The 25,221-nt window shown below is 56.6% G+C and carries 12 protein-coding genes; 6 read left to right on the top strand and 6 right to left on the bottom strand.

The window, feature by feature from the left end:
* The first annotated feature begins 411 nt into the window (after positions 1-411).
* Positions 412-4,515 (top strand): carbohydrate-binding domain-containing protein, encoded by a 4,104-nt coding sequence (locus Pla52nx_RS15110; RefSeq protein ID WP_146521763.1) that lies wholly within the window; start codon positions 412-414, stop codon positions 4,513-4,515.
* 628 nt (positions 4,516-5,143) lie between these two features.
* Here the strand turns inward: Pla52nx_RS15110 and Pla52nx_RS15115 are convergent.
* Positions 5,144-7,300 carry a hypothetical protein gene (locus tag Pla52nx_RS15115; protein WP_197454847.1) on the bottom strand — a complete coding sequence of 719 codons (2,157 nt, stop codon included), beginning with the start codon at positions 7,298-7,300 and terminating at the stop codon, positions 5,144-5,146.
* 253 nt (positions 7,301-7,553) lie between these two features.
* On the opposite strand from Pla52nx_RS15115, the gene wecB reads away from it, so the two are divergent.
* Positions 7,554-8,723, top strand: coding sequence for a non-hydrolyzing UDP-N-acetylglucosamine 2-epimerase (gene wecB / locus Pla52nx_RS15120; protein ID WP_146521766.1), 1,170 nt, complete (start codon positions 7,554-7,556; stop codon positions 8,721-8,723).
* Between the two features lie 272 nt (positions 8,724-8,995).
* Here wecB and Pla52nx_RS15125 read toward each other — a convergent pair whose 3' ends face one another.
* Entirely contained in the window at positions 8,996-12,142 is a 3,147-nt protein-coding gene (locus Pla52nx_RS15125) for a carboxypeptidase regulatory-like domain-containing protein (protein WP_197454848.1), read from the bottom strand.
* 901 nt (positions 12,143-13,043) lie between these two features.
* Between Pla52nx_RS15125 and Pla52nx_RS15130 the strand changes: the two genes are divergently transcribed.
* Positions 13,044-13,658 (top strand): hypothetical protein, encoded by a 615-nt coding sequence (locus Pla52nx_RS15130; protein ID WP_146521768.1) that lies wholly within the window; start codon positions 13,044-13,046, stop codon positions 13,656-13,658.
* Positions 13,659-13,664: 6 nt separating this feature from the next.
* Here the strand turns inward: Pla52nx_RS15130 and Pla52nx_RS15135 are convergent, their stop codons facing one another.
* The 3 genes from Pla52nx_RS15135 to bcp form a co-directional block, all read right to left on the bottom strand.
* Positions 13,665-14,765: a hypothetical protein gene (locus Pla52nx_RS15135; protein WP_146521769.1), complete on the bottom strand. Its 1,101-nt coding sequence runs from the start codon at positions 14,763-14,765 to the stop codon at positions 13,665-13,667.
* Between the two features lie 109 nt (positions 14,766-14,874).
* A complete protein-coding gene (locus tag Pla52nx_RS15140) occupies positions 14,875-15,735 on the bottom strand; it encodes an inositol oxygenase family protein (protein WP_146521770.1) in 861 nt (286 codons plus the stop codon).
* An 811-nt stretch (positions 15,736-16,546) separates the two neighbouring features.
* Positions 16,547-17,017 (bottom strand): thioredoxin-dependent thiol peroxidase, encoded by a 471-nt coding sequence (gene bcp, locus Pla52nx_RS15145; protein WP_197454849.1) that lies wholly within the window; start codon positions 17,015-17,017, stop codon positions 16,547-16,549.
* Between the two features lie 226 nt (positions 17,018-17,243).
* Here bcp and zwf point away from each other — a divergent pair, with 226 nt between their 5' ends.
* Both zwf and Pla52nx_RS15155 read left to right on the top strand, forming a co-directional pair.
* A complete protein-coding gene (zwf, locus tag Pla52nx_RS15150) occupies positions 17,244-18,701 on the top strand; it encodes a glucose-6-phosphate dehydrogenase (RefSeq protein WP_146521836.1) in 1,458 nt (485 codons plus the stop codon).
* 71 nt (positions 18,702-18,772) lie between these two features.
* A complete protein-coding gene (locus Pla52nx_RS15155; protein ID WP_342190410.1) occupies positions 18,773-19,546 on the top strand; it encodes a class I SAM-dependent methyltransferase in 774 nt (257 codons plus the stop codon).
* Between the two features lie 1,243 nt (positions 19,547-20,789).
* Here Pla52nx_RS15155 and hemC read toward each other — a convergent pair.
* Entirely contained in the window at positions 20,790-21,725 is a 936-nt protein-coding gene (gene hemC, locus Pla52nx_RS15160; protein ID WP_146519075.1) for a hydroxymethylbilane synthase, read from the bottom strand.
* A 257-nt stretch (positions 21,726-21,982) separates the two neighbouring features.
* Here hemC and Pla52nx_RS15165 point away from each other — a divergent pair, with 257 nt between their 5' ends.
* Positions 21,983-24,595 (top strand): protein kinase domain-containing protein, encoded by a 2,613-nt coding sequence (locus tag Pla52nx_RS15165; protein WP_146519074.1) that lies wholly within the window; start codon positions 21,983-21,985, stop codon positions 24,593-24,595.
* The last annotated feature ends 626 nt before the right edge of the window (positions 24,596-25,221 follow it).

The raw sequence follows: 25,221 nt of genomic DNA on the forward strand, positions 1-25,221 counted from the left end.
TAGCCCCCTCCCGGATCTTGCTTCGCTCGATCCGACCTCCCTCAGCTGCGCCGGGAGAGGTGACAGAAACTTGTGCAGCGTCGCGGTGCCACAAACCCGAATTTGAACAGCCCAGGGTTAGCGTGGGCTGTGTCTCGGAAACCGTGGCTATCGCCAAGACGGCTCATTCACCGAACTCATGTTCTAAGACTGTTCTGTGCCGTCATGTCCCGCGTTTCAGGGAATGCTGGCGAATCCCATATCGGGATGGGGAGGTTGGGCGGAATCTAGAGATTGGGTGGGGGGCGGACTACGATGTCTGAGCCAATCCATTTTTGCGATCCCAGTCCGTCCGTCTGCTGCACGCTTGTGTGACGAAACCGCGTGACATTCGGGCCTCCTCCACCCTTCCGATAGATAGTATCAAGACCGATGATTTCATCCAGACGATGGTTGTCCCGACCGTTTGTTGGTGCTCGCCAGCCATTCCGCTTGCGGACGAGTGAACTGGAACGCCGGCTATTGCTGGCGGCAGACATTTCGACGCCGGTCGTCACCTCACCGACACCGGCGGCGGGTACGCTGCCGGCTGAGTCGGTCGTAGCAGCGGCAAACATCGTGTTCATCGATCAAGCGGTTGAGTCCATCGATCAATTGAGCGATGCGGTCTTGTCCGACAGCGAGATCGTGTTGCTGCGTGCGGATCAAGACGGTGTGGATCAGATCAGCAAGTATCTTGCAGGTCGCTCCGACGTGCATTCGGTGCACTTGGTTGCTCACGGTGCCGCAGGCCGCCTGCAGCTTGGTAACTCGGTGGTGGACATCAACACCTTGGAACAACGCAGTGAACAAATTCGAGCGTGGTCGAAATCGCTGGCAAGTGACGCTGACGTCCTGCTGTATGGTTGCGACACCGGACAAGGTGTTCGCGGGCAGGAGTTTCTGGCCACCTTGGCAGAGCTGACGGGAGCCGACATCGCGGCTTCGATTGATACGACGGGGCAAGGCGGCGACTGGGAATTGGAACGCGAGATCGGTGTGATCCAAGCGAGCTTGGCGTTTGATGCGACGAAGCTGTCGCGATATCGAGCCCACTTACCCATCACGATCTCCGCGGCGGGCGCCGAGAACACCGAGCAAATGCAATTGCTGATCGACAACAACGTCGTACAGACTTGGGACAACATCGGTGGCGATGCCGGTGAACGGATCTACCAAGATTATACGTACAACGTGGATGGTATCTCGGTCGATCGAGTTCGAGTTGCTTTCACGAACGATTTCTTGGATGAATCCAATGGCATCGATCGCAATCTGCGTGTCGACAAGATCACCGTCGACGGCGTCGAGTATCAAACGGAAGCCCCGACGGTCTTTTCCACCGGCACGTGGTTGCCGGCTGACGGGATCCAGCCTGGATATCGGCAGAGTGAATACTTGCACACGGATGGCTACTTACAGTATGCCGAGTCGAGTGCTAATGGTTCGTTGATCCAGGTCACGGCTTCCGGTGACACCGGTGACGAGTCGATGGAGTTGCTGATCGATGGGGAAAGGGTCGCCGCATGGGACGACGTCAGCACCAACGAGCAGACATACACCTATCAAGCGAGCGAAACGATCACGCCGGATCGAGTTCGAGTCGCGTTCACGAACGATTTGTACGATGAGGCAGCCGGCATTGACCGCAATTTGAACGTCGACAAGATTCAGATCGACGGGACGACGTTTGAGTCAGAAGGGCCGAACGTGTTCTCCACCGGCAGTTGGCTCCCCGGGGACGGCATCACGCCTGGATTTGGGCGAAGCGACACCTTGAATTCGGACGGCTATTTCCAATACGGCAACGTCGATCTGGATCCGAGTCCTGATCCCGGATCGATCGTGATCTTTGCCGCGGGGACGACGGGCACGGAAACACTGGAGCTACAGATCGACGGCACCACGGTCGCCACGTTCGAGTCCATCGGCGGGGATGAAGACAGCGGTTCATTCCAACGTCTGGATTATCAGGCCGCGGGTGCGATCAGCGCATCACAAGTACGCGTGGTGTTCGTGAATGATTTGTACGACGAAGCGGCCGGCGTGGACCGCAATTTGGTCGTTGACAAGATTGCGATCGACGGCGTGGAGTACGAAACGGAAGCTCCCGATGTCTTTTCCACCGGGACTTGGCTGCCAGCGGACGGGATCGTACCAGGGTTTCGTCAATCTGAGACGCTGCACAGCAACGGGTACTTTCAGTACGCCGGCGACACTTTGCAGCGCGGATTCATCGGGTTGGGTGGAACTCAATTCACGGTCGACGAGACTGACGGTTTCGTGGAGATCCCGTTGATTCGATACGAAGGCAGTGAAGGTGCGGCGACGGTTTTCTTGCAGAGCTTGGCCGTCTCGGCAACCGATGGAGAAGATTTCATCGGCACAGATTCTTTGCGAGTCGACTTTGCCGATGGGCAGACGGTCGCGACCGCGGTGCTGAATCTGTTGGATGACGGCGATGCCGAGTCGATTGAGACGTTCAGTGTGTCTCTGTTTCGCGCCGAAGCAGCGGAGTTGGGCGTGCCAAGGACCGCGATCGTGACCATCGTAGATGACGAGTCGGGGGCGGATTTGGTGGGCCGATGGCGATTGGACGAAAACTCTCTCGCAGTGCCCGTTGCGGATTCATCGGCCAGCGGCAACGCAGGCGTATTCCGAAACTTTGGTTCAGGCAGCGGCCCGCAGTCCGATGCGCCGAATGTTGACTCGCTCAATTCTGGTAGTGTCCGATTTGACGGCGTCAACGACTACATCGCCGTTGCCAGCGATCCGTCGTTGAATCTCAGCGGTGGTGCTTTCACGCAATCGGTATGGATCAATCCGAGCGGAGGAGCGTCGGGATATCAAGGAGTGCTTGGTTACCAAGGTGGACTGGCGACCAACCAACGCTATCCCGGCATTTGGGTTTACCAAGGTGACCGGATTCACGCCGGATTTGGTGATGGAGCGAACTGGAATAGTTTTCTCACCGGCAGCGTGCTGACTCAAGGAGAGTGGAATCACTTGGCGACCACGTTTGACGGCACCACCTATCGTGCCTTTGTGAACGGTTCTCAGGTGTTTGCGACGGATGCGTTTGCGGGGCGGACGCCGACCAACACGCAGCAATTGGATATCGGTCGCGTCGACAACTATTTCTCGGGCGGCATCGATGATGTTCAGATCTACTCGCGTGCTTTGACGCCGTCGGAGATCGGCGTCTTGATCGACGGCGCGGACTTGCCCAGTCTGCCGGTCGACGGTGAGTTCATTGCACAATCGTTGTACTCTGGATTTGATACTCCGTTGGCGGTGGATTGGTTGCCCGGTGGTGATATGTTGGTCGCCGAGCAAGCCGGGCGAGTGATCCGGATTGCGGCGGATGGAACGCGTCAGTCGACGCCCCTGCTGGACATCACCGATCGTGTGAACTCGGGGACCAAGGACCGAGGCATGCTTGGCTTTGCCGTCCATCCGGACTTTGACAACAATCCGTACATCTATGTTTCGTACACCTACGATCCGCCGGAGGTCTATCAGCACTCAGGTCTGGGAGGCCCCGACGGCAATGGTGCCCGTGTGGCGAGAATCTCGCGGTTTACCGTCGACGCATCGGGAACCTTTGCGAACCCCGACAGCGAGTTTGTGTTGGTCGGCAATAACAGTATCTACGACAACATTGGCAATCCGGACATTCGCCCCGGACTCGATGACCCACATTCCTGTTTTGACGCCAACGGTAATCCACTGGAGGATTGTATCGCGGCCGATGAAACCAGCCATACGATCGGCGACTTGGAATTCGGGCCGGATGGTTCCTTGTACGCGTCCAGCGGCGACGGAGGTTCATTCGGCAGAGTCGATCCCGTCAACCTTCGCGCGTTGGACTTGGACTCTTTGTCAGGAAAGGTCTTGCGTATCAATCCGATCACCGGCCAAGGTTACACGGACAATCCGTTCTACGATGGCGATTTGGATTCCAATCAGTCCAAGGTCTATCAATACGGTTTGCGAAATCCATTCCGTCTGGCTGTGAATCAGCAAACAGGGGACGTCTACAGTGGCGATGTGGGGTGGACTCAATGGGAAGAAATCAACGTCGGCCGAGGTGCCAATTTCGGATGGCCGGCGTTTGAGGGAGGAATCAATGGTTCGTTGCGAACGAACGGCTATCGTGATTTGGCAGAGGTCCAAGCGTACTACGCAACCAATCCGGATGTCACGGCGCCTGCCTGGGCTCGCTTGCACAGCGACGGTGCGAGGGCGATCGTCATGGGCGACTTCATCAGCGGTGCCGTCTATCCCACACAGTACCAAGACGCGTTGCTGTTCACGGACATCGGCGACCAAGTGCTACGCGTGGCGACCTTTGATTCCAGTGGCAACATCGACAATGTTCAAGTGGTCTCATCGAACCTAGGGTTCCTGGTCGACGTGCAACTTGCCGCCGACGGATTTCTGTACTACGTCGACATCACGGGCAGCGTGGGACGTTTGAACTTTCAGTTGGCCTAGTGTGGGCTTTTAGAAAGTTGGAGTTTTCGGTTTGCGAGGGTTTCTGTCACTTTTCCCAGCGCGGCAAGATCCGAGAGACGGCATGCGCTGCGCAAATCGTTACTGCGCTGAGCATCAGTTCGTTTGACCCGCAGCCGAAGGCGCAGGAGACACGACCAACCGGATTGCACCGCAGTGCCAAACGCCGCTTCCCTCCTGCGCCGTTGGCTACGGGTCAAACGGGTCGTTGGGGTAATCCTGCTGGATCGTTTGGCCGGCAGCCGAAGGCGTAGGAGACACGACCAAGCGGATTGCACCGCAGTGCCAAACGCCGCTTCCCTCCTGCGCCGTTGGCTACGGTTCAAACGGGGCGTTGGGGTAATCCTGCTGGATCGTTTGACCCGCAGCCGAAGGCGCAGGAGACACGACCAAGCGGATTGCACCGCAGTGCCAAACGCCGCTTCTCTCCTGCGCCGTTGTCTACGGGTCAAACGGGTCGTTGGGGTAATACTGCTGGATCGTTTGGCCGGCAGCCGAAGGCGCAGGAGACACGACCAAGCGGATTGCACCGCAGTGCCAAACGCCGCTTCCCGCCTGCGCCGTTGGCTACGGGTCAAACGGGGCTTGAGGGAGATGACGGTGGCAGAGACTAGTCTTTGGAATTGCTGCGACGTCGACCGCCGCCTCCACCGCTGCGTCCGCTACTGCGACTCTTTTGTTGGGGCGATTTCTTGTGGTTTTGGATGTTGCTTTCGACCAACAAGTCGATCAACTCCAACCAAGTCGGCACGGGCTTTCGTCGGGCCGAATCGTCACGGTCTGTGTCGCTATCTGCAGCTGGTTCTGTCGAACGTGTTTGACGACCACGGGGAGCATCGGGATCTCGATCGCTGGTGGTCGAGTCGCCATCCTCGCGTTTGTTGTCGCGACCACGCCCCCGACCGCCACGTCGTCGCCTTCCGCGACGCATGACTTCGACTTCCTCGGCGTCTTCGTGATCGTCGTCAAAGGCCGAAACCGGTTCGTCGTCGTCATCGACATCCGACCAGCCGATTTCGTCGACCAACGGCATGTCGTCTACTTCGGCATCCGTGGCCGAGCTGGTTTCAGATTTTCGGCCACGCCCGCCACGTCCTCGACGTCCGCGCTTGCGACGTCGTTTTCGTGGTTCTCCGGACTCGTCGTCGTCGTCGGAATCTGATTTCTCCGCTGACGTCTCCAGGAGATCATCGTCGTCGTCATCGTCAAAGGGATCGATGTCCAATCCGAAACCATCAAACTCATCCAGCGGCAGATCATCGTCTGGTCGCTCGGCACGTCCTCGGCTTCCGCGTTGCGGTTCGGATTTTGGTGCCGACGCAATGTCGGAGCGTTCGCTACTGCCGCGTGATCGACGTCGTCGGCTGCGAGGGCGGTCACCGTCGCCACGCACAGACTCGCCACGCACAGACTCGCCACGTTCTGAATCGCTGCGGCCTAAATCGCTGCGACCTAACTCGCTGCGGCCTGACTCGCTGCGGCCTGACTCGCTGCGGCCTGACTCGCTGCGTTCTGCTGCGGGGCGATCTGATGACACGCGATCTCGTCCGCCACGTGACTCTCGCTCACGACCAGCAGGTTCACGACCAGCAGGCTCACGTCTGGATTTCGGTTGCGTTTGCGTCTGGTCATCTTCGCCGACCGACTCGACGACTTCATCCAGATCGATCTGCTGTCGCACACCGCGACGACGTCGTCTGCGTGGCCCGCGATCGTCGCCTTCGACGGTGTCTCTCTCTGTTCGGAACGAGTGTTCTTGATCGGGCTCGTTTCTTTTATCGCGTTGACGCTTTGCCGCACCACGCGGTGCAGAGACGCCCGTCCATGCTTCACGCGGGACGACTTCGATGATCCCGATGTCATCGCCTGCGGGCGAGTGATCGTCATCGTCGTCTAAATCGGCGAAGGAGGAAAACGCAAGCGGGTCAACAATCTTTGGCTCGGATTGGGGGGCGGGTGCGGGAGACTTTGGTTCGTCATCGACCGCGAAGCGGTCACTCACTTCGCTCGCTTCGTCATCATCCAGGTCGTCAAAACCGACGAATCCAAGGTCGGTGCCCGGAGTTGACTGTACGATCGGCTTACTTGAGACTTCATCGAACTCAGATTCCGACTCCGGTTCGTCTGCCCCCAAGTCCAGACCGAGTCCGCTGCCAAAGCCAGATCCAGAACGCGGGGGAGCGGGCTTCTTGGTTTCGCTGACCTTGGATTCAAAAGTCTGTGGTTCACGATACGGTCGCGGTTCGTCGACGGCGTCGACTCCCAGTTCCCCCGCCAACTCGTTCCACGCGGAGACATCCACTGGACTTGATGGCTCGGCATCGGAGGCTTCGTCGATCTGACTGGTACTCGCTGTCAGCTCTGCCAATTCGTCTCTTTGGGCGAACAGGCTGTCAGCCGCTGTGCGTTCTTTCTTTCGATCCAGCAACTCTGAGACAACCGGCTGTTTCTCAGCCGGCGGTCCTGCTGCGGTCAGATCTTCCAGAGCCGGGTCAGAGTCCCGCACGCCAAATCCCGGCAGGGTCTCCGCAGGAACAGCGGCGGTTAAGGCGTCCAAGACATCGACTGACGATGGTGTGTCGCCGGATGAAGGCTGTGCGGCGGGAAAAGCTGGCTTAGATGCAGTTTCTGCGTCGGAATCGGGGTCTGTGGTCGGTTTCTCTTCAGCAGCCTGGGGCGCCGGATCGTCGTTTTTTTTCTTGGGCGGTTTTGCTGGTCCAGGGGTGCCAAGCAGGTTTGCCAGAAAATTCCAATGGTCAGATGACATGAATGAACTAGTACTTTCGGTGGTGTAATCGCAATTTCGCGGCCGCTGTCTATCTTGGTCTCACGTGATCAAGGCGCCGCAGCGATAACGGGTACGACGCGGCGCGGCGACCGAAACTCAGGGTCGGCCCGCCAGCATTCCGCATCGGTACGTTTTCTTTGCATACTTATAGCCTTCCCAATGCACCCGCCCAAGGGCGACCGCAGGGAATCGCCCCGCATTCCACCGTGAATTACCCAACTATCCGCTCAAGATGACCAAGTCCCCCGAAACCACCCAATTTTCCGCTATCCCCCGCCGATCCGGCGACCGACTCAGGCCGTTGATCGTTTTCGGTACTCGACCCGAGGCGATCAAGATGTCGCCCCTGATCCTGGAATGCACCCGCCGCAGCGATGAAATCGACCCCCTGATTTGCAGCACCGGCCAGCACCGCGAGATGCTGGACCAAGTGCTCGGCTATTTTTCGATTCAGCCCACCATCGATTTGGGGCTGATGCAACCCGGCCAAACCCTGTCGGGGCTGACCGCGCGATGTCTGACTGCGGTGGACGCCGTGATCCAAGAGCAGCAACCCGACTGCGTGGTCGTCCAGGGAGACACGACGACGGTGATGGTCTCTGCGATGGCGGCCTTTTACCATCGCCTGCCCGTGGTGCACGTCGAAGCCGGATTGCGGACGGGCGACCTGTCCGCCCCCTGGCCAGAGGAGTTCAACCGCCGCGTCGCGGGAATTGTGACGCACATGCACTGCGCACCGACCCAGCGTTCCTGTGACGCGTTGTTGGCCGAAGGTGTTCCGCAGCAGAACATCCGGGTGACGGGCAATACGGTGATCGACGCGTTGCTAATCGCTGTCGAGAAAGAACGAGCGAACGCTGCCCGCTGGCAAGAAAAATATCCGCAAGCCATGGCGGAGAGTGTTGTCCTGATCACCGGACACCGACGCGAAAACTTCGGCGGCGGACTTGCCGAAATCTGCAGCGCTCTGGTCGAGTTGGCGACGTCCCATCCGGAAACCCAGTTCATTTACCCGGTTCACTTGAACCCCAACGTTCAAGGACCGGTGCACGAGCAATTGGGCAGCATCGCCAACATTCATCTTGTGCCGCCGGCCGACTATCCCGAGTTCGTGTGGCTGATGGACCGGGCGAACGTCGTCTTGACGGATTCAGGCGGCGTGCAAGAAGAAGCACCTTCGTTGGGCAGCGCGGTGCTGGTCACGCGAGAGAAGACCGAACGACCCGAAGCCGTCGACGCCGGATTGGCGGAATTGGTCGGCACCAATCGAGAACTGATCGTTCGACGGGTGAGTGAATTGTTGGCACAACATGCCGGAGGCACGGGGGCGAAGGTCATCGAGAATCCGTACGGCGACGGTCACGCGGCCAAACGAATTGTCGACTGGATGGTTGGCGTCTGAGGAAACATCGCTGGACCCCACGAGTCGAAAACAAAATTGTCGTTCGACTTTCCAAGTCGAAAACGAAATTGTCGTTCGACTTTCCAAGTCGAAAACGCGAACGAAGGGTTCGGTGTGTCATCACCGAAGGCCCCTCCAACGTCATCCGCCAAGTTCCACCACGTCCACCAAGCGGGGTGACGGTATGTGATTGAAAATCATTTGGTGCCGTACGCTATCGACGTGGAACGTCGAGCGACAATCGCTCGACTCACCGAGCCCGATCACACGACCTACGACTTAGGGTTCAGCACCACGGTCACATCGTTTTCCGTTCCGGTTGGTTTCAAGGTCACCGTTTGCTCAACGGGCTCATAGCCTGGATGATCGATCTTGATCCGCACGTCGCCCTGTTTGCCGTACAAGTACGAATACAAATGAAACGGTCGAAAGCGTATTGATTCATCGTTTTCAAGATCTGGACTTATGATCTCGATAGCGACCGGCACGACGACACGGTTTTGATCAACGACGTTCACATTGACAAAACCGGGACGTTCATTATCCCTGGACGGTACAGTGAACTGCACCTCGACATCTTTGCCCCCGGCAACCTCCAATCGACCGATGATCGTGCTGTGTCGCATATTACCGCTGCGTAAGACGTAATTGCCATCGGGAACGCCGTTCACTTGAGCAAGTCCCGGTTCCTGTTTATCTTCTTGCAAGTAAAAGAGGATTCGAGAATCTTCGCTGAGCATCATGCCAAACTCGTTGCTTGGTTCGCCGTCAGCGTCACGCATGCGGATGGTGACGGTTGCCTCGCCGTGGGGAATCTCCAATGGCAACGTCGTGTTGACGAAATCATCCGTTGGCAACAATCGATGTTGGATCGAAAACGTACCTGCACCGGAACAAACCAGCTCCAAATCCCCCGGTGCCACTTGCTCGAACACAAAGGGCTCGTGTGGCTGAGTGCGGGGCAAGGCCACCGCGGCGTCGCGTCCGAAGTAATGGTCATCGCTGTAAGCACGCAGCTTGACGTAGAGACCTTCGGGCAGCTCGCCCTGTTCCATGCGTGGTCGCACCGTCAGGGTGCCCAGTTTGTGCTCGATGAGTCCAAGATCGACATCGCCGCTTCGCGGAATATCGACCTCTCGCACTTTTGCCCATTCGCTACGCTGCCCATCGAGTTCTCGGTAGAGTACCCACTGTCCTGGGGGCGGTCCGTGGAACGTGAAATTGCCTTGATCGTCCGTTGAGACGTACATTTTCATCGCCCCGAATGTCGAGTCGTGACCGCCGATTTGAAGCCTTGTGTTGGCAAGCGGCTCACCGTTGACCAAGTATCGACCGCGCATGCGTCGTTTACCGCCGAAGTTGACTTCATGGTCCATGCCATCCTGAGCGGTCACCGCATGCCTCACGACGCCGATGCCCTGCCATTCATCTTTGCGGCTGATGTATACCGGAGCCGACGGCATGCGGTCGATGCGATATCGTCCTTGGTCGTCCGTTGTGGTTTTCCCAAAGAAGCCTGCTTCGCGGTCACCGCCTCCGTAGGCATAATCGTCGTAAAACTGCAGCGTCTCATTGGGCTGTGGATTGCCATCAGCATCGAAGACTTGACCGTGAATCGTTGCTCCTTTGGAGAGCGTGACCGTCAAAGGTTTTGCTTCGAGGCTGACCACCTGCTGTGGCAATTCTGCGAAAACAAACTCAGGATGTTCCACGCGAATCGAAGTCCAACCGGCGGCCAGATTGTGAAGCGTGAACTTGCCATCGACGGTCTTGACCGCTCCTTTGTCTGTCACGAATCGACCTAACGTGCGAGGCATCGCGCCGCCAGCCAACTGCGACGCGCGTACGGTTGCCCCGTCAACGGGATTGCCATCCGGATCCAGCACCACGCCATGAAAGGGGACCTCTGGTTTTAACTTGATGGAGATCATTTCGTCGGGAGCTTCGTCTGTGTTCACCATTTCGCTGGTCGCAATCGCATATCCTTCGGCCAACACCGAAACGCTATAGATTCCAGGACCGATGACCTCCGTCTCGAACTCGCCCGCTGCGCTCTTGGCGACTTTCCAAGCGTCATCCTGCACGTAGTTGGGTCCACTGAGTGTTTGATGTTTGGCGACTCGAAACTGGTAGACCGAGATCGGTTTGCCGGTTGCTTCGTCTGTCACAATGCCTTGGACGTGCGGTTTACCCCGAGCCCTGAGTACGAGTTGCAAAGGCTCCTCGTTGGGAATGGCCACGTCATCCAAGTCGTCGAGATTCTTAATCTTCCTGAGGTTCATGACCTCCAGTTCTGGACTTTCGGGGCGAATCCTGTAGATGCCTTTCGGGATCGGTCCGATGCGTACTTCCTTTTCATTCGGACCCACGTGGTGACTGATATGATGCTGCGTTTGAGCACAGTAACCCGAAATGCTGAACCCTCGCTCCAGCGGCTTGCCGATCCAGCGGATTTGGCAAGTCAGATAGTTCATCGACTTGGGTGATGGATAATCCATCTTTCCTTGCACCGGCTGCTGCATCTCGGTCAATTTCTCCGCCGTCAAAATGTTCCGCGAAGTCGACATGCCGTCACCAAGTGGAATCGAGACAGACACGTTGTATTCACCGGGCCCGATGTGGGGCAACACAAACGATCCGTCTTCGCCGATCTCGGTGCCGCGAGGATAGGAACCAAAATTCCACCAAGTGGGCAGAGCCAATACATTCCAGCCGGCAGGTGGCAGACCGTCTGAACACACCGCGTTGCCTTTGATACTGACACCTGGCTCCAAAGTGATCTCAAATGCTGAAACCTTATCCGGATCGGTCACTTCCGCGTAAACATGATCCGGCGCGTGCGATTCGCTTCGCACGCCGATCAAGTACTTTGCATGTTGCGGCTTCAAGCCGCCGATGGTCAACTTGCCTTCTTTGTCGGTGGTATGACGATCGGTATTGGAAAAATCGTCCCCATCGGTGGACTTGCAATACACCGCCGCGCGAATGGGATTGCCGTCTTTGTCGTGAACGAGAATCTCGATCTTGCACGCACGCGGCAAAGTGAAATCCTGCTGATGCTGCTTGTCCGGTTCCAACGTAATGCGTGGCAACTCGCGGTAATTGGTAAATCCGACCCAGCCTTTGGATTGGATGCGGATTCGGTATTCGCCCGGAGTGATCTTTTCCTCAAACACGTATCGACCATGCTCGTCACTGATGGTGCGAAAGTAGCTATCGCCCTGCAAGCTGATCTCGGCATCGGTCACTGGCTCGCCTTCTTTATCGATCAGGCGACCGAAGAGTGCTCCCTTCAATGGCGCTCCCTTCAATGGCTCCAGCTCATTCTTTGCGTTTGCATCCTGGCCATTTGCAGAACAGAGGTAGCCGATTGAGAGAATCGAAACGCAAAGCGTCCGAACGATCAATGCAGAACTCATTCTGGGCATCCCTTTCACAAATAGACAGTGAATCATCGCAACAACCGCGTGAGTAAACGAACTGTGTTTCAGACGATTCTAACCGATTTTGCATCGGGCTACTGATCGCCGGGCTACGGCAAGAAAATCGTACGCCAGCCTTTCCAGGCTTGGGCTTTCAACATCTCTGTACTGAACGTTAAACCATGAAGAACACTGGATTTCCCCGTTGCAAAGGAGTTGCAGACATGTCATGGATGGCTATGTAGGCATCACGCTCCGCCGTGATGCGGTGCGACCAAGCGGTTTGTAACCCAGGTAACGTCGTCGGCCCTTGGGTGTCAAACGAAGCTACTACCGGCATCACCGACCCTCCAATCAACTGTTCGACATGTTCGACTGAGATTGCGAAATCAATCGTCGGGCATCATTCTGCGGGGGACGTGAAGTTTATTGCTGTCGTCTTTGATTACCCATCTGTATGGGGACTGAGTCGGGAAAGTGAAATTGGATCCCGCGAGGGATCGCAGAAGGTAGCCACGGGTCGCCGAAGGCGCACCCGCGGTATGCGACAACCATGCTGAATCGACCCCGAAGGGTGTCGCAGACTTCTCGGAATCGGGGCTGCGACCGCCTCCGGGGTCGGTTCTCGTCAGTCCGAATGAACCGGCGATGCTCGCTGCGCTCTATCGCCGGCTACCGTCTGAGACCGCTTCACGGTCATATGCAGCAACAATTCTTTCACGTCCCGAGCAGGATCGCTACGTAGATGTTAAAAGCTCTGGCCTTTCTCGGCTGACATACCCTGGGCGTGATCCTGCGACAATGACAGCCTGGGAAGGCTGTCGTACAATTCGATGACAGCCTGGAAAGGCTGTCGTACAATTCAGGCTTCAGATTCATCGCTCTATGGGACGAGACCTTGGGATTCTTTCAGTCGCTCTTTGGTGCCAAGAAGTCACCGCGTGTGAACATCACACCTGATAACGTTTGGCTGACCACCGATTCAAAGTTCTCCGGATTGAGCAAGGAACTGCGATCGCGATCACCCGAAGACACGATTGCGGTCCTGCTGGTGGCCCATTTCCCGGACGTACTGACGCGTTTAAAAAAGATCGCCGCAGAGAATCACTTGGTCCCGACGCTGGCCATCCCCGCCAGCCAAATCAAACCGGATATCGCTGCGGCGCTGCATCTGGACGAAAACGCCACGGTCGACATCATTGTCGCTGAACGGCATCCGTTGCGTGAGATCGACGAACGCTTGAAGCAGTTTGCTGCCGAGTTGCCTTGTCGTTGCCGGATCACCCATCATCTTTCCATGGAGGATCCGTTGCTGCGGCTTTTCGTCAACGATCGCACACGAAAGTTGATGCAGCAGATCATGAGCGCGGGTGAGTCCATCCAGAGCAACATGGTTTCGCAGAGAATCAAAAGTGCCCAGGACCGGATCGAAGCATCGTGCCGATCACCCAGGGATGCCGACTCCGCGGAAAATTGGATCGAGCAGAATTGCCCCGATGCAAAGAGCGATTAGAGACAGTCAGGCCATCTGACGCTTTGGCTCAAGGTAAGCCTTGAGTCGCGACCACTCATCGTCACTGGCGATATGGTCCCGCGCAAGAAAATAGTTTTGATTGAGCTGAGTCGAAAGCACAAACATGGCTCCAATTTCCCTGTAGCTGACGATTCGATCAAGCGAAAACCTGACACCGCGGCCATTCTGAAAGAAGGCCATTTCGGCGGCGCTGAGCCAACCGGATTGATTCCATGAAACGACGTTGACTCCACGCAAATAGCGTTTCCATTGAATGCCATTGGTCACGGCGGCAAAGCATCCAAATGCGATCAACCCAACGCGAATCCAAAACGGGATCTGTGTGACCGCAATGCCCAAGATCAGTGAAGTGGTGGCAATGACGAAGTCGATGATCAGGCTTCGTCGTATCTGGGGAGTTCGCAGTGATTGTTCCAGTTTGACGAAACCTCGAAACGAAACTGAGTCCGTTGGAATGTCTCCCAGTTCTCGAATCCCCACTTCATCTCCTTCGTCAACAGTCGCGCCACCTGTCTTTCTAGATTCACGCCACTTTCTTTGCAGACTTCGACAAACTTCTGAGTTGAAGCCATCAAACAGCCGGGAAGTGATGGCCAAGAATCGATATGTGTTTCCGTCGACTTGAATACGAACTCCAGTACGAGACACCTTTGCGTTTCGCAACGACTCTGGTGAGAACCAGTGCAGAAGCGCTCCGTCATGAAAGCGGACTCCCGATTCGTTGACGACTCCAGATGCGGGACCCAATAGATCGGGGGACAGTTTCAGCTTTCGTCTCGCACGACTCAATGGTCGGTTGTACAAGTAGATGATCACGGCGCCTGCTATTATCGCAAACGTCACAGCGAAGACCGATACCAATCGATTTTCCCAGCCCCGCGTGATCAATCCCCATGTGATCATCACAAGAGACAGTGATGCCACGGCAGCCAAAATCAGCATCAATCCCAGGTAGATCTTTGACTCAAAATCTTTGATGGGCAGCAGCTCAGCGTAATCACGCTCCTCAATCTCACCGTTGAAATTCAAGCTTGTGCGGTCATCAATTGGGACGTCGGGGGCCGCGTAGGGATTGGTGTCAGGCATTTGGTGGTCGCCCCTTCTTTGGTCTGTTGCCGTTGGCCATAGAGCCGTTGTGGTTCCAATTGACGGGATGTGAATTCTGGCGAATCCCACTACGGGGATGCCTCAGGCCTTACCAAGCCAATGTTCCAGGCAAGAATTCATCGATGAGCTCCTGGTAGAAGGGTCTCAGTGCTTCCACATCCGGACGCGTCGCACTTTTGGTGTACAGGTCGTACGGATTGAAGAGACGTACCCAGTGGAACATCTCTTGATCGTGGTCGTTCATCAAATGGTCGTACGCGGATTCGCGGTGGCCCGCATAGAACGAGTGATACCGGATCATTGCAAGTGCCGGTTTGGGCAAATGATCTTTGACGACTTGGTACAAGTACTCGTCGTGACCCCACGACATCTGAATGTTGTCCAGTCCCGTGTTCGGTTCATAGATGCCATAGGGTGTGTTGTATCTCGCATCCGCCCAATCAGGGTTCTCCGCAAAGTACTCTGGAAACACGATCCGATCGGAGAAGGCACAGCCAACAGGAAACGTGTCGCCGACAACCGCCCACTGTGGTTCACCAAACAAGCACAGGACCTTGCCCAAGTCATGGATCAGTCCGGTCAAAATCATCCAGCGAGGATGACCGTCCGCACGAATCGCTTCCGCAGTCTGCATCAGATGCTCGATCTGAGTCAGGTCCGTGTCCGGATCGCTGTCGTCGACCAAAGTGTTGAGAAACTCCATCGCCTCCCAGATGCTCATCGTTCTTTGCCGCAACGGTAAGAACTGTTCTCGCTTCTGACACACAAACTCGACGCACTGGTAGCGATGATTCAAATGATAGAACTCGCGTACTCCAGGACGAGTGTCATCGCCGTAGTTGCGAAAGGCATCTGCCGGTTTGTCCGGTTCGGGATACCGGCGAACGAGGTCCGCTTCCCAGTCGTGCAAATCCGCTAAAGGATTCTCATTTTGAGACGGGTTTTGCATGGAGTTTTGTACGCTGTAGGGGAGTCGATTCAGTGGGAGTTTGAATCAGGATATTCTATCGACTCGTCCCTGGGGGCATATCAGCCGCCACGCTATTGAGAGCGTCCCGTGTAGGGTGAAAAGACTACGTGCACTCGCGCATAAAAAAACCGCCGGCCAGAAGTTGTCACAATGGGGCAAATGCGACATCAACCAGCCGGCGGCATTAGCGATCTGTGATCGCGGGTCAAATCTTGAGTACCAAAAGATGGAACAGAGTTAAACCGAGAACGCGTCGTCATGCGAAAAATGACCGTGAACCCTCAAGAAAGGTTGCCGAGCCACAGACGCGTCCCCCAGCTGCGCCGGTGGAGGTGACGCGCACGACACCTCCCCCAAGGAACTTGAGGGAGGGCGCTCGTGCGCCGGTTGAACGCATCCAAACGGTTTGCTCCTCGTATTGCCCCCTCCCGGATCTTGCTTCGCTCGATCCGACCTCCCCCAGCTGCGGAGACTGCTGATTTAGTGAGCCGCAAGGCGCTAGCCGCGGGCCTAATGGTGTTGACGGAACCCTTCGAAGCCCGTGGCTAGCGCCATCGGCTCACAGACACAATGCAACACGACTAAATCAGCAGTCTCCTGCGCCGGTGGAGGTGACGCGCATGACACCTCCCCCAAGGAACTTTGGGGAGGTCGAGCAGAGCCGTCTAGGCGAATGCGAGGGAGGGGGCGTCAGCGGAAACAGACGGTCAGGATAAGCAAACCGATTTCCGTCTCTCGCTATCGACTTGGAAAGTCGAGCGAGTACGCCCTAGCGAGCAGCGGGATCATCCTAGAGTTCTTTCAGAGCGTCGATGACTTGTTGGTCGTGCCCGTCGACTTGGACTCGTTTCCAGACCTTGGCGACTTTGCCGTCGGCGTCGATCAAGTACGTGCTGCGTTGGATCCCCATGGATTTTTTGCCGTACATGTTTTTTTCCCGCCACGCGCCGTATTTCTCCAGCATCGTGTGCTTCTCGTCGGTGAGCAATGGGAACGGCAGGTCATACTTTTCACGAAATTTGACGTGGCTTGTTGCGTCGTCGGCGCTGACGCCGAACAACTGGGCACCTACCTGTTGTAGCTCCGCGTAGCGATCACGGAAGGCGCAGGCCTCCTTGGTGCAGCCCGGGGTGTCATCGCGGGGATAGAAGTACAGCACGACCGGCTTGCCTTTCAGGTCGGCCAGTTTCACCTTGTTTCCTTGATCATCAGGCAGAGTGAATGCGGGAGCTTTCTTTCCAGGTTCCAACCAATCGGCCATGACGTTTACGACTCCAAAGATGTGTGTGGGGAATACCGCTGGGCAGGTTGTAGCCAGTGTAGAGGACGGGCAACGCATGGTCACCTGCCAATGGTTTTCTTGGATTGCGATCCGCCAGCCCTGGTGACGCTCCTTGTCATCATGGCGAGCAACCGATACGCTCCCGATTCGGCATTTTGCCGGACCGTCGCCGATTATTTACACGCTCGACAAGGACCGTTCTGCCATGGCCTACACCGTCGTCATTTTTGGAGCGTCAGGCGACTTGACCAGTCGCAAACTCATCCCCGCGTTGTACAGCCAGTTCAAAAAGAACACGCTGAAGGAAAAGCTGCAGATCGTCGGGGTTTCGCGAAGCCAGTTTGAACACGATCAATGGCGTAATGCCTTGCGTGAGACGACGGCAAAATTCGCCAATGAGCACTTTGACGACGAATCGTGGGCCGAGTTTAGCCAAAACGTCTACTATCACGCCGGGGACATCAAAGAGACGCAGGATTTCCACGAACTCGCCGTGTTTCTGGAAAAGATCGAAGAAGGAAAGCCGTGCGGTCGGGTCTACTACCTGTCCACGATGCCACAACTGTATGAGGTCGCAATCCAGCAACTTGGGGCGGCCGGTTTGGCAGACGACAGCGTTGCCTTTCGCCGCGTGATCATCGAGAAGCCGTTCGGCACGGATCTGAAATCCGCCCAAGCCTTGAACGAATCGATCCACAAGGTGTTTCGTGAAGACCAGATTTATCGCATCGATCATTATCTGGGCAAGGAGACCGTTCAAAACATCTTTGCCTTGCGGTTTGCCAATTCGATCTTTGAACCGATTTGGAATCGCAACTACGTCGACCACATCCAGATCACCGTGGCCGAAAGCGTTGTCGTGGGACGCCGAGGCGGGTATTACGACGAAGCCGGCATTCTGAGGGACATGTTCCAGAATCACTTGTTGCAGTTAATGATGATCACTGCGATGGAACCGCCGGCCCGGTACGACGCCGCGTTGGTTCGCGATGAAAAGGTCAAGGTTCTACACAGCGTACGCAAAATGAGCGGCGGTGATTTCGCTGCCAACACCGTTCGAGGACAGTACCTCGGCTACTTGGACGAAGAAGGCGTGCCGCCCAACAGTGTCACGGAGACCTACGCCGTCCTGAAACTGTTTTGCGACAACTGGCGTTGGAAAGACGTCCCGTTTTACTTGCGGAGCGGGAAAGGCATGTCGTGCCGAACGACTCAGATCGTCATCCAATTCCGACAAGTCCCGCATATCCTATTCGGACAAAAGACGCGCATGCCCCTGGGCAATCGGTTGGTGATCCAAGTCCAGCCGGCCGAAGGAATCCAGTTGCACTTTGAAACCAAGGTGCCTGACAGCGAAATGAAAACCAGAACCAGCACGCTGGACTTTGATTTCAACGCGATGACTCACGGCAGCATTCCCGACGCCTACCAACGTTTGTTGGTCGATTCGATTGTCGGCGACGCGAGCCTGTTCGCCCGCAGCGACGAAGTCGAGCTGGCGTGGAGCATCATCGATCCGATCATCGCGGCATGGCGGAGTCCCGCGGCGCCGACGTTGTACCCCTACGAAACCGATTACTGGGGACCCACCGAAGCGACGCAGTGGATGGCAGACCAGCACCGCGAATGGTTTGACTTTTGTCCCGTGATCACAAAGGAGTGATCACCAAAGAGTGATCCGCGCGACGACGTCAATTTTCAACTTGATTTTCCAACAGTGACAAAGGATGCCCTGTGGCGACTTGGTACGACCATCCCGAATATTTTGACATGCTGTTCCGTGACGAAACGGAAGGCGAGGTCAAGTTCTTTGAAAAAGCGTTTGAACGTATCGCGAAACGCAAAGTGAAGCGAGTTCTGGAGCCCGGTTGTGGCAGCGGACGATTGGTCGTTGCCATGGCGGCCGAAGGATACGAGATGACGGGCCTCGATTTGAGCGAGTCGATGTTGAATTATGTCAACAAACAGCTCAAGCGAAAGAAGCTGACGGCGGAGACTGTGATCGGCGACATGACGCAGATGGATTTGCCACACAAATACGACGCGGCCTTTTGTACTTTCAATACGTTTCGGCATTTGTTGAGCGAAAAGGACGCCGAGGCGCACTTGCGATCCGTCGCGAACCATCTCAACAAAGGTGGCATCTACATCCTGGGTTTGCACTTGTTGCCGTTGGATGCGTTTGAACACGCGATCGAACGTTTCACAACCAACTACGGCGGGACGCGTGTCACCACCACGATCAAAGTGATCGAGTTTGATCGCCGAAAACGCATCGAAGTCTTGCGGGTGTTGGTCAAAGCGACGAAGCGCAGCGGGGTGATCGAGCGGGTCAAGAGCGAATTTCCGTTGCGTGTTTATACCTGTCGGCAACTCAAGAGCTTGTTCAAGAAAGTGGACGACGTGCTGGAACTCGCCGCGGTGCACGACTACGAGTACGACATCGACGAAACCGCGACCTTCGATGACGACTTGACCGAAGGCGTGTTTGTGCTGCGAAAGCGATAGTCGCTCGACGTTCCACGTCGATGGCGTGCGGAACCGTACGACCGGCTATCGCCTTGCGATCCCACGCAGCAAGCCACGCGGAGTGTGTTGGCGGGCGTTTTGTTTAGAAGTCCGTCAGCTTCGTTCACGTTTTCGACTCGGAGAGTCGAACGACAATGTCGCTCGACGTTCCACGTCGATAGCGTGCGGAACCATACGTCCGGCTATCGCCTTGCGATCCCACGCAGCAAGCCACGCGGAATGTGTTGGCGGGCGTTTTTTTTAGAAGCCCGCCAGCTTCGTTCACGTTTTCGACTCGGAGAGTCGAACGACAATGTCGCTCGACGTTCCACGTCGATAGCGTGCGGAACCATACGTCCGGCTATCGCCTTGCGATCCCACGCAGCAAGCCACGCGGAATGTGTTGGCGGGCGTTTTGTTTAGAAGCCCGCCAGCTTCGTTCACGTTTTCGACTCGGAGAGTCGAACGACAATGTCGCTCGACGTTCCACGTCGATAGCGTGCGGAACCATACGTCCGGCTATCGCCTTGCGATCCCACGCAGCAAGCCACGCGGAATGTGTTGGCGGGCGTTTTGTTTAGAAGCCCGCCAGCTTCGTTCACGTTTTCGACTCGGAGAGTCGAACGACAATGTCGCTCGACGTTCCACGTCGATAGCGTGCGGAACCATACGTCCGGCTATCGCCTTGCGATCCCACGCAGCAAGCCACGCGGAATGTGTTGGCGGGCGTTTTTTATAGAAGCCCGCCAGCTTCGTTCACGTTTTCGACTCGGAGAGTCGAACGACAATGTCGCTCGACGTTCCACGTCGATAGCGTGCGGAACCGTACGACCGGCTATCGCCTTGCGATCCCACGCAGCAAGCCACGCGGAATGTGTTGGCGGGCGTTTTGTTTAGAAGCCCGCCAGCTTCGTTCACGTTTTCGACTCGGAGAGTCGAACGACAATGTCGCTCGACGTTCCACGTCGATAGTGTGCGGAACCATACGTCCGGCTATCGCCTTGCGATCCCACGCAGCAAGCCACGCGGAATGTGTTGGCGGGCGTTTTGTTTAGAAGCCCGCCAGCTTCGTTCACGTTTTCGACTCGGAGAGTCGAACGACAATGTCGCTCGACGTTCCACGTCGATGGCGTGCGGAACCATACGTCCGGCTATCGCCTTGCGATCCCACGCAGCAAGCCACGCGGAACCAAACGCCGGTTCCGCCTGCGCCTTCGGCTGCGGGTCAAACTTGAGCGTGACGTTATCGGATCAGTTTCGCGGCTCCTTGTTCGATCAGCACGTCCGCCAGTTCATTGCCAGCGGCAATCGCGACCGTTTCCCAAGTGTCCGAGTCGAGGTCGATTGATGTTTCGTTTTCTGCTTCACAAATCTGTTTGCCATCAGTCGACAGAACGCGCGCCGTCAATCGAAGGGTTCCGTTTTCGCAGACGCCGTGCGCGGCGATCGGGGCCAAGCATCCGCCGTGCAACTGCGACAACAACTTGCGTTCAGCCAAGACAGCTGCTGCGGAACTTGGGTCGTTCGTGCGGCGAACGATTTCCAATGCCCGCGAGTCACTGCGGCGGACCTCGATCCCCAAAGCACCTTGTCCGGGGGCCGGAAGCATCGTTTCCAGGGGCATTTCCGTTCGGCTGACGTGGTCATATTGCAAACGCAGTAGACCTGCGTTGGCCAAAACGATCGCTTCGAAGTCGCCATCCGCCAGTTTTTGCAATCGCGTTTGGACGTTTCCGCGGATGGGCAAGACGTTCAAGTCGGGACGTTGGCGGCGGAGTTGTGCGGCCCGACGGGTGCTGCCTGTACCCACCCTGGCCTCCTGTGGCAATTCCGCCACCGTCCAGCGGCTTTCGCTGATCAGGCAATCAGCCACCGTTTCACGTGGGGGAACCGATGCGAGCACAAGTCGTTCATCGACTTCCGTCGGCAGGTCTTTCAGCGAATGCACCGCCACATCGGCTTCGTCGTCCAACAACGCCTGTTGAATCCGCTTGGTAAAGACGCCAATTTGCCGTGTTCCGTCGATCGGCCGCATGTCCACATCACCTTTGCTGACCAAGGGAACCAGGACCGTTGGAACGCCGTGATCGGCCAACAGGGCGGCGAAATGTTCGGCTTGCCACATCGCCAGCGGGCTTTCTCGGGTCGCGATTCGCAGGGGGGGAGGCTCGGATGACATGACAATGCAACTCAGCGGTGGGAATCTGGGGGATTTCGGTCTGGCTAGGTACCTTTTGAGCACTTCTCACGCCCTAGGTCCGTTCTAAATTAGAGCGTGGAACGACTTAGATGAAAGGGATGCGATCCCAGGCAGTGTAAACGTCCAATGGAATCGCGATACGTGCCGCAAAGTCGCCAGCCCTCCTTTTGGGGAGTTCACGCCGATTCTAGCAGCGTCACACACGCGTAATCACTCTCACCCGCCCGTAGCCATTCGTGTCATCATCATCCGATTCGGACTTCCCGATCAACGACCAACCGACCCGCGATTTTGGCAGCGTGTCGTCGGATGATGATTTGATCAGCGGGGAGATCGGTGACACCTCTTCCTTGCCCAGCAGCGAGCCGATTCCGTCGCGGATCGGAGACTATGAGATCCGGCACTTGATCGGTTCCGGAGGCATGGGCGAAGTTTACTTGGCCGAGCATGTCCGCATGCAGCGCAAGGTGGCTGTGAAGGTCTTGCGTAAGGACAAGATGCAGGAGCCTGCGGCGATTGAGCGGTTCTATGATGAAGTCCGCGTGGCGTCACGGTTGATGCACCCGAACATTGTCGCTGCGTTCGATGCCGGAGAGTTCGACGGCATTCATTATCTGACGATGGAGTACGTGGATGGATTGAACCTGACGCGGCTGGTCAGCAAGAAGGGGCCGTTTCCTGTCGGGATGGCGGCCGCCGTGATTCGTCAAGCCGCGATGGGCTTATTGCACGCTCACCGAGCCGGGATCGTTCACCGAGACGTCAAACCGGGCAACTTGATGCAGGCCAGTGACGGCACGATCAAAGTGCTCGACCTGGGACTTGCCCAAATCAACCAAATTCAATGGTCCGAGGACGGCCGTGAGTTGGGCTCCATCCCAGATCCTGATTCTCACCATAAACGCAAAGGCAAGCTCGTCGGCACACTCGCTTACATGGCTCCCGAGCAGTTGGAATCGCCCGACGATGCGGACCCACGTAGTGACATCTATTCGCTCGGCGCGGTGCTGTTTTTCTTGCTGACCGCTAGGCCTCCGTTCACCGGCGACTACTTGGAGCAAGTCTACGGGCATCGCCATGGCGCGATTCCGGACTTGATGCAAGAACGCGACGACATCAGCTTGGGCTTTGCCAACATCTTTCGGCGGATGATGGCCAAGAAGGCGTCGCAGCGTTATGCATCGATGGATGAAGTCATAGAGGATTTGAGCGAATACGCTGACGACACCTGCGCTCCGTCATGGATTACCGAGTTCCGATACCGACAAAACAAAGTCGATGTGTCGACGGCGTCCGGCGGCTCCACGGCAATCGCGAACATGCCGATCCTGGCGATCGACTTGGACATGTTCTACGCGACGGCGGCGGAAGCGGTCCCGGGCAGCGGCGTACGGTTGCTGAGCGCGGGAAACGATGCCCAGCCGCTGTTTCGCATGGCGTTTGCAAGCGACAACGGACGACTGATTTGCGATTCGGACGCCATCGACATGCGTACCGATGACCCCAAACAAGTCGTCCACTGTTTGCCCATGTATATCGGCAAGGACGTGGTGGACCGCGAAGTCTGTGGGAGAAAGTGCCCGCCGGAGGTCTTGTTGGGACTGGCGATCCAACGGGTGATTGCGAACGCATGGCCGGAACGCGCCATCCCGCGAATCGCCGCGATCGTTGTTCCCGCATGTTACGATCAGTTTCACCGACGCAGCATCGTACAAGCCGCCCGGATCGCCGGATTGGAATCGATCCGATTGGTCGATCGATCCGTTGCATCGGTTCAGTCCACGATGCTGGATCCGGAGTTGGAATCGCTTAGCGATTCGTCAGTTGATGTTAAAGAAAAGGAACTGATCCTGTATTTGGGTTTGACAGGTCAAGCGACTGAGATCGCCTTGATTCGACGCGATGGAGTGCAACTGACCCAGCTGGCGACAGCCGGTCACTGGCACACAGGCGGAACAGCGTGGCTGCATCGTTTGGTGGACTTGGCCGCAAAAGCCTTCGTCAAAGAACACAAGTTCGATCCGAAGAAAACGCTGAAGTATGCTTCGCGTCTGCAAATGGCGTGCGAGCGAGCGATCAATTCGATGTTGTTGTTGCCGGAAGTCATCATCGGGATTGATACGGATGAGAAATGTTTGACGGTGACGGTTTCTCGCGACGAGTGGCTTGAGCGAAGTGGTGATTTGATTTACCGCATGCGTCGCTGTATGCACGAGGTTTGCACACAGGCGGGCGTCAGTCCCAAAAGTATCCAGACGTGCATCACCATGGGGCCGCTGTTGCACATGCGTGAGCTGCATGAACGCCTGCTGCACAAGTTGTCGCCGACGATCCAACGAAAAGCATTGGATCGACCCGATGCCGCACGCGGCGCGGCTGCTTGTTTGGCAGCAGAGTTACCTGGGCGTTCCGATTTGGCGCTGCCGCCTCAAACGGTGGCCAGTCAGTCGATCGGAATCGTCATCGCGGATAACCAAGGCCGACGTCGGATCTTGCCGATCATTCAGAAAGGCACGCCGCTGCCTGCTCGCACGAACCGCAAGCTCTCGATCGCCAAAGATCGTCAGTCGATGACGTTGTCGATCGTTGAGACCTCTGGAGTGCACGGCAAGAGTTGGCATTCTCTGGGACGCTACGAGTTCGAAGTCGACAAGGATTCCGACAATCGTTTGAAGCGAACGCGAATGATCGGTTTCGAACTGAACGTGAACGGTTTGTTGACCGTCCGTGCCCAAACACCGGGAACTCCAGAGAGCACCAAGTTGTCGGATATCCCCATTTCGATGCTCAACGAGCGGGATGAACCCCAATGGCAACGCTGGATCAGCGACCTAGTGGACACCCGCTGATCGCTTCACCCTCGCTGGACTTTCCACGTCGATAGCGTGCAGCGACGTACGTTCGGATATTGTCGCGTGCTTGACTCGCTGGAGTTTGAGGTTGACAGTTTTTTTGCCGCAGCGTTTCGTTTCACATGTCACCTCCCCCAAGGAAGTTGGGGGAGGTCGAGCTTAGCCGTTGAGGCGACCTTTGGCAGCACAGCTCTACGCTGGACTGCTCAAAACTTGGTCTTGACATGCAATTCCAACTGCCGGTTTTGTTCCTCCACTTGGAAGATACGCCGAAGGCGTTTAACAACATAGCCCAGGGTAAGGTTCCCGCGAGTGTGACGAGCGGGACCGCCACCCTGGGTTGAAAATGCGATCGACTCTCACCTCACTCCCGCTCCGATTTTGGCGGCGAAGCCGCCAAAATCGGAGCGGGAGTGAGGTACTGGTGGGGACGTTGTCTGTACCCAGGGTTGCAGCGTCATTCGCCAAGGCGAATGACGGCTTTAACCCTGGGCTATGCTGTTAAACGCCTTCGGCGTAGGGAGAAAAGTTGCGCATGCCAATCCTGGCCAGTGGCTTGGAGCTCACCAAATCGATGTTTGACCCGTAGCCGACAGGCGCAGGCGGAAGTGGCGTTTGGTTCT

The sequence above is a fragment of the Stieleria varia genome (assembly GCF_038443385.1).
GTDB lineage: Bacteria > Planctomycetota > Planctomycetia > Pirellulales > Pirellulaceae > Stieleria > Stieleria varia.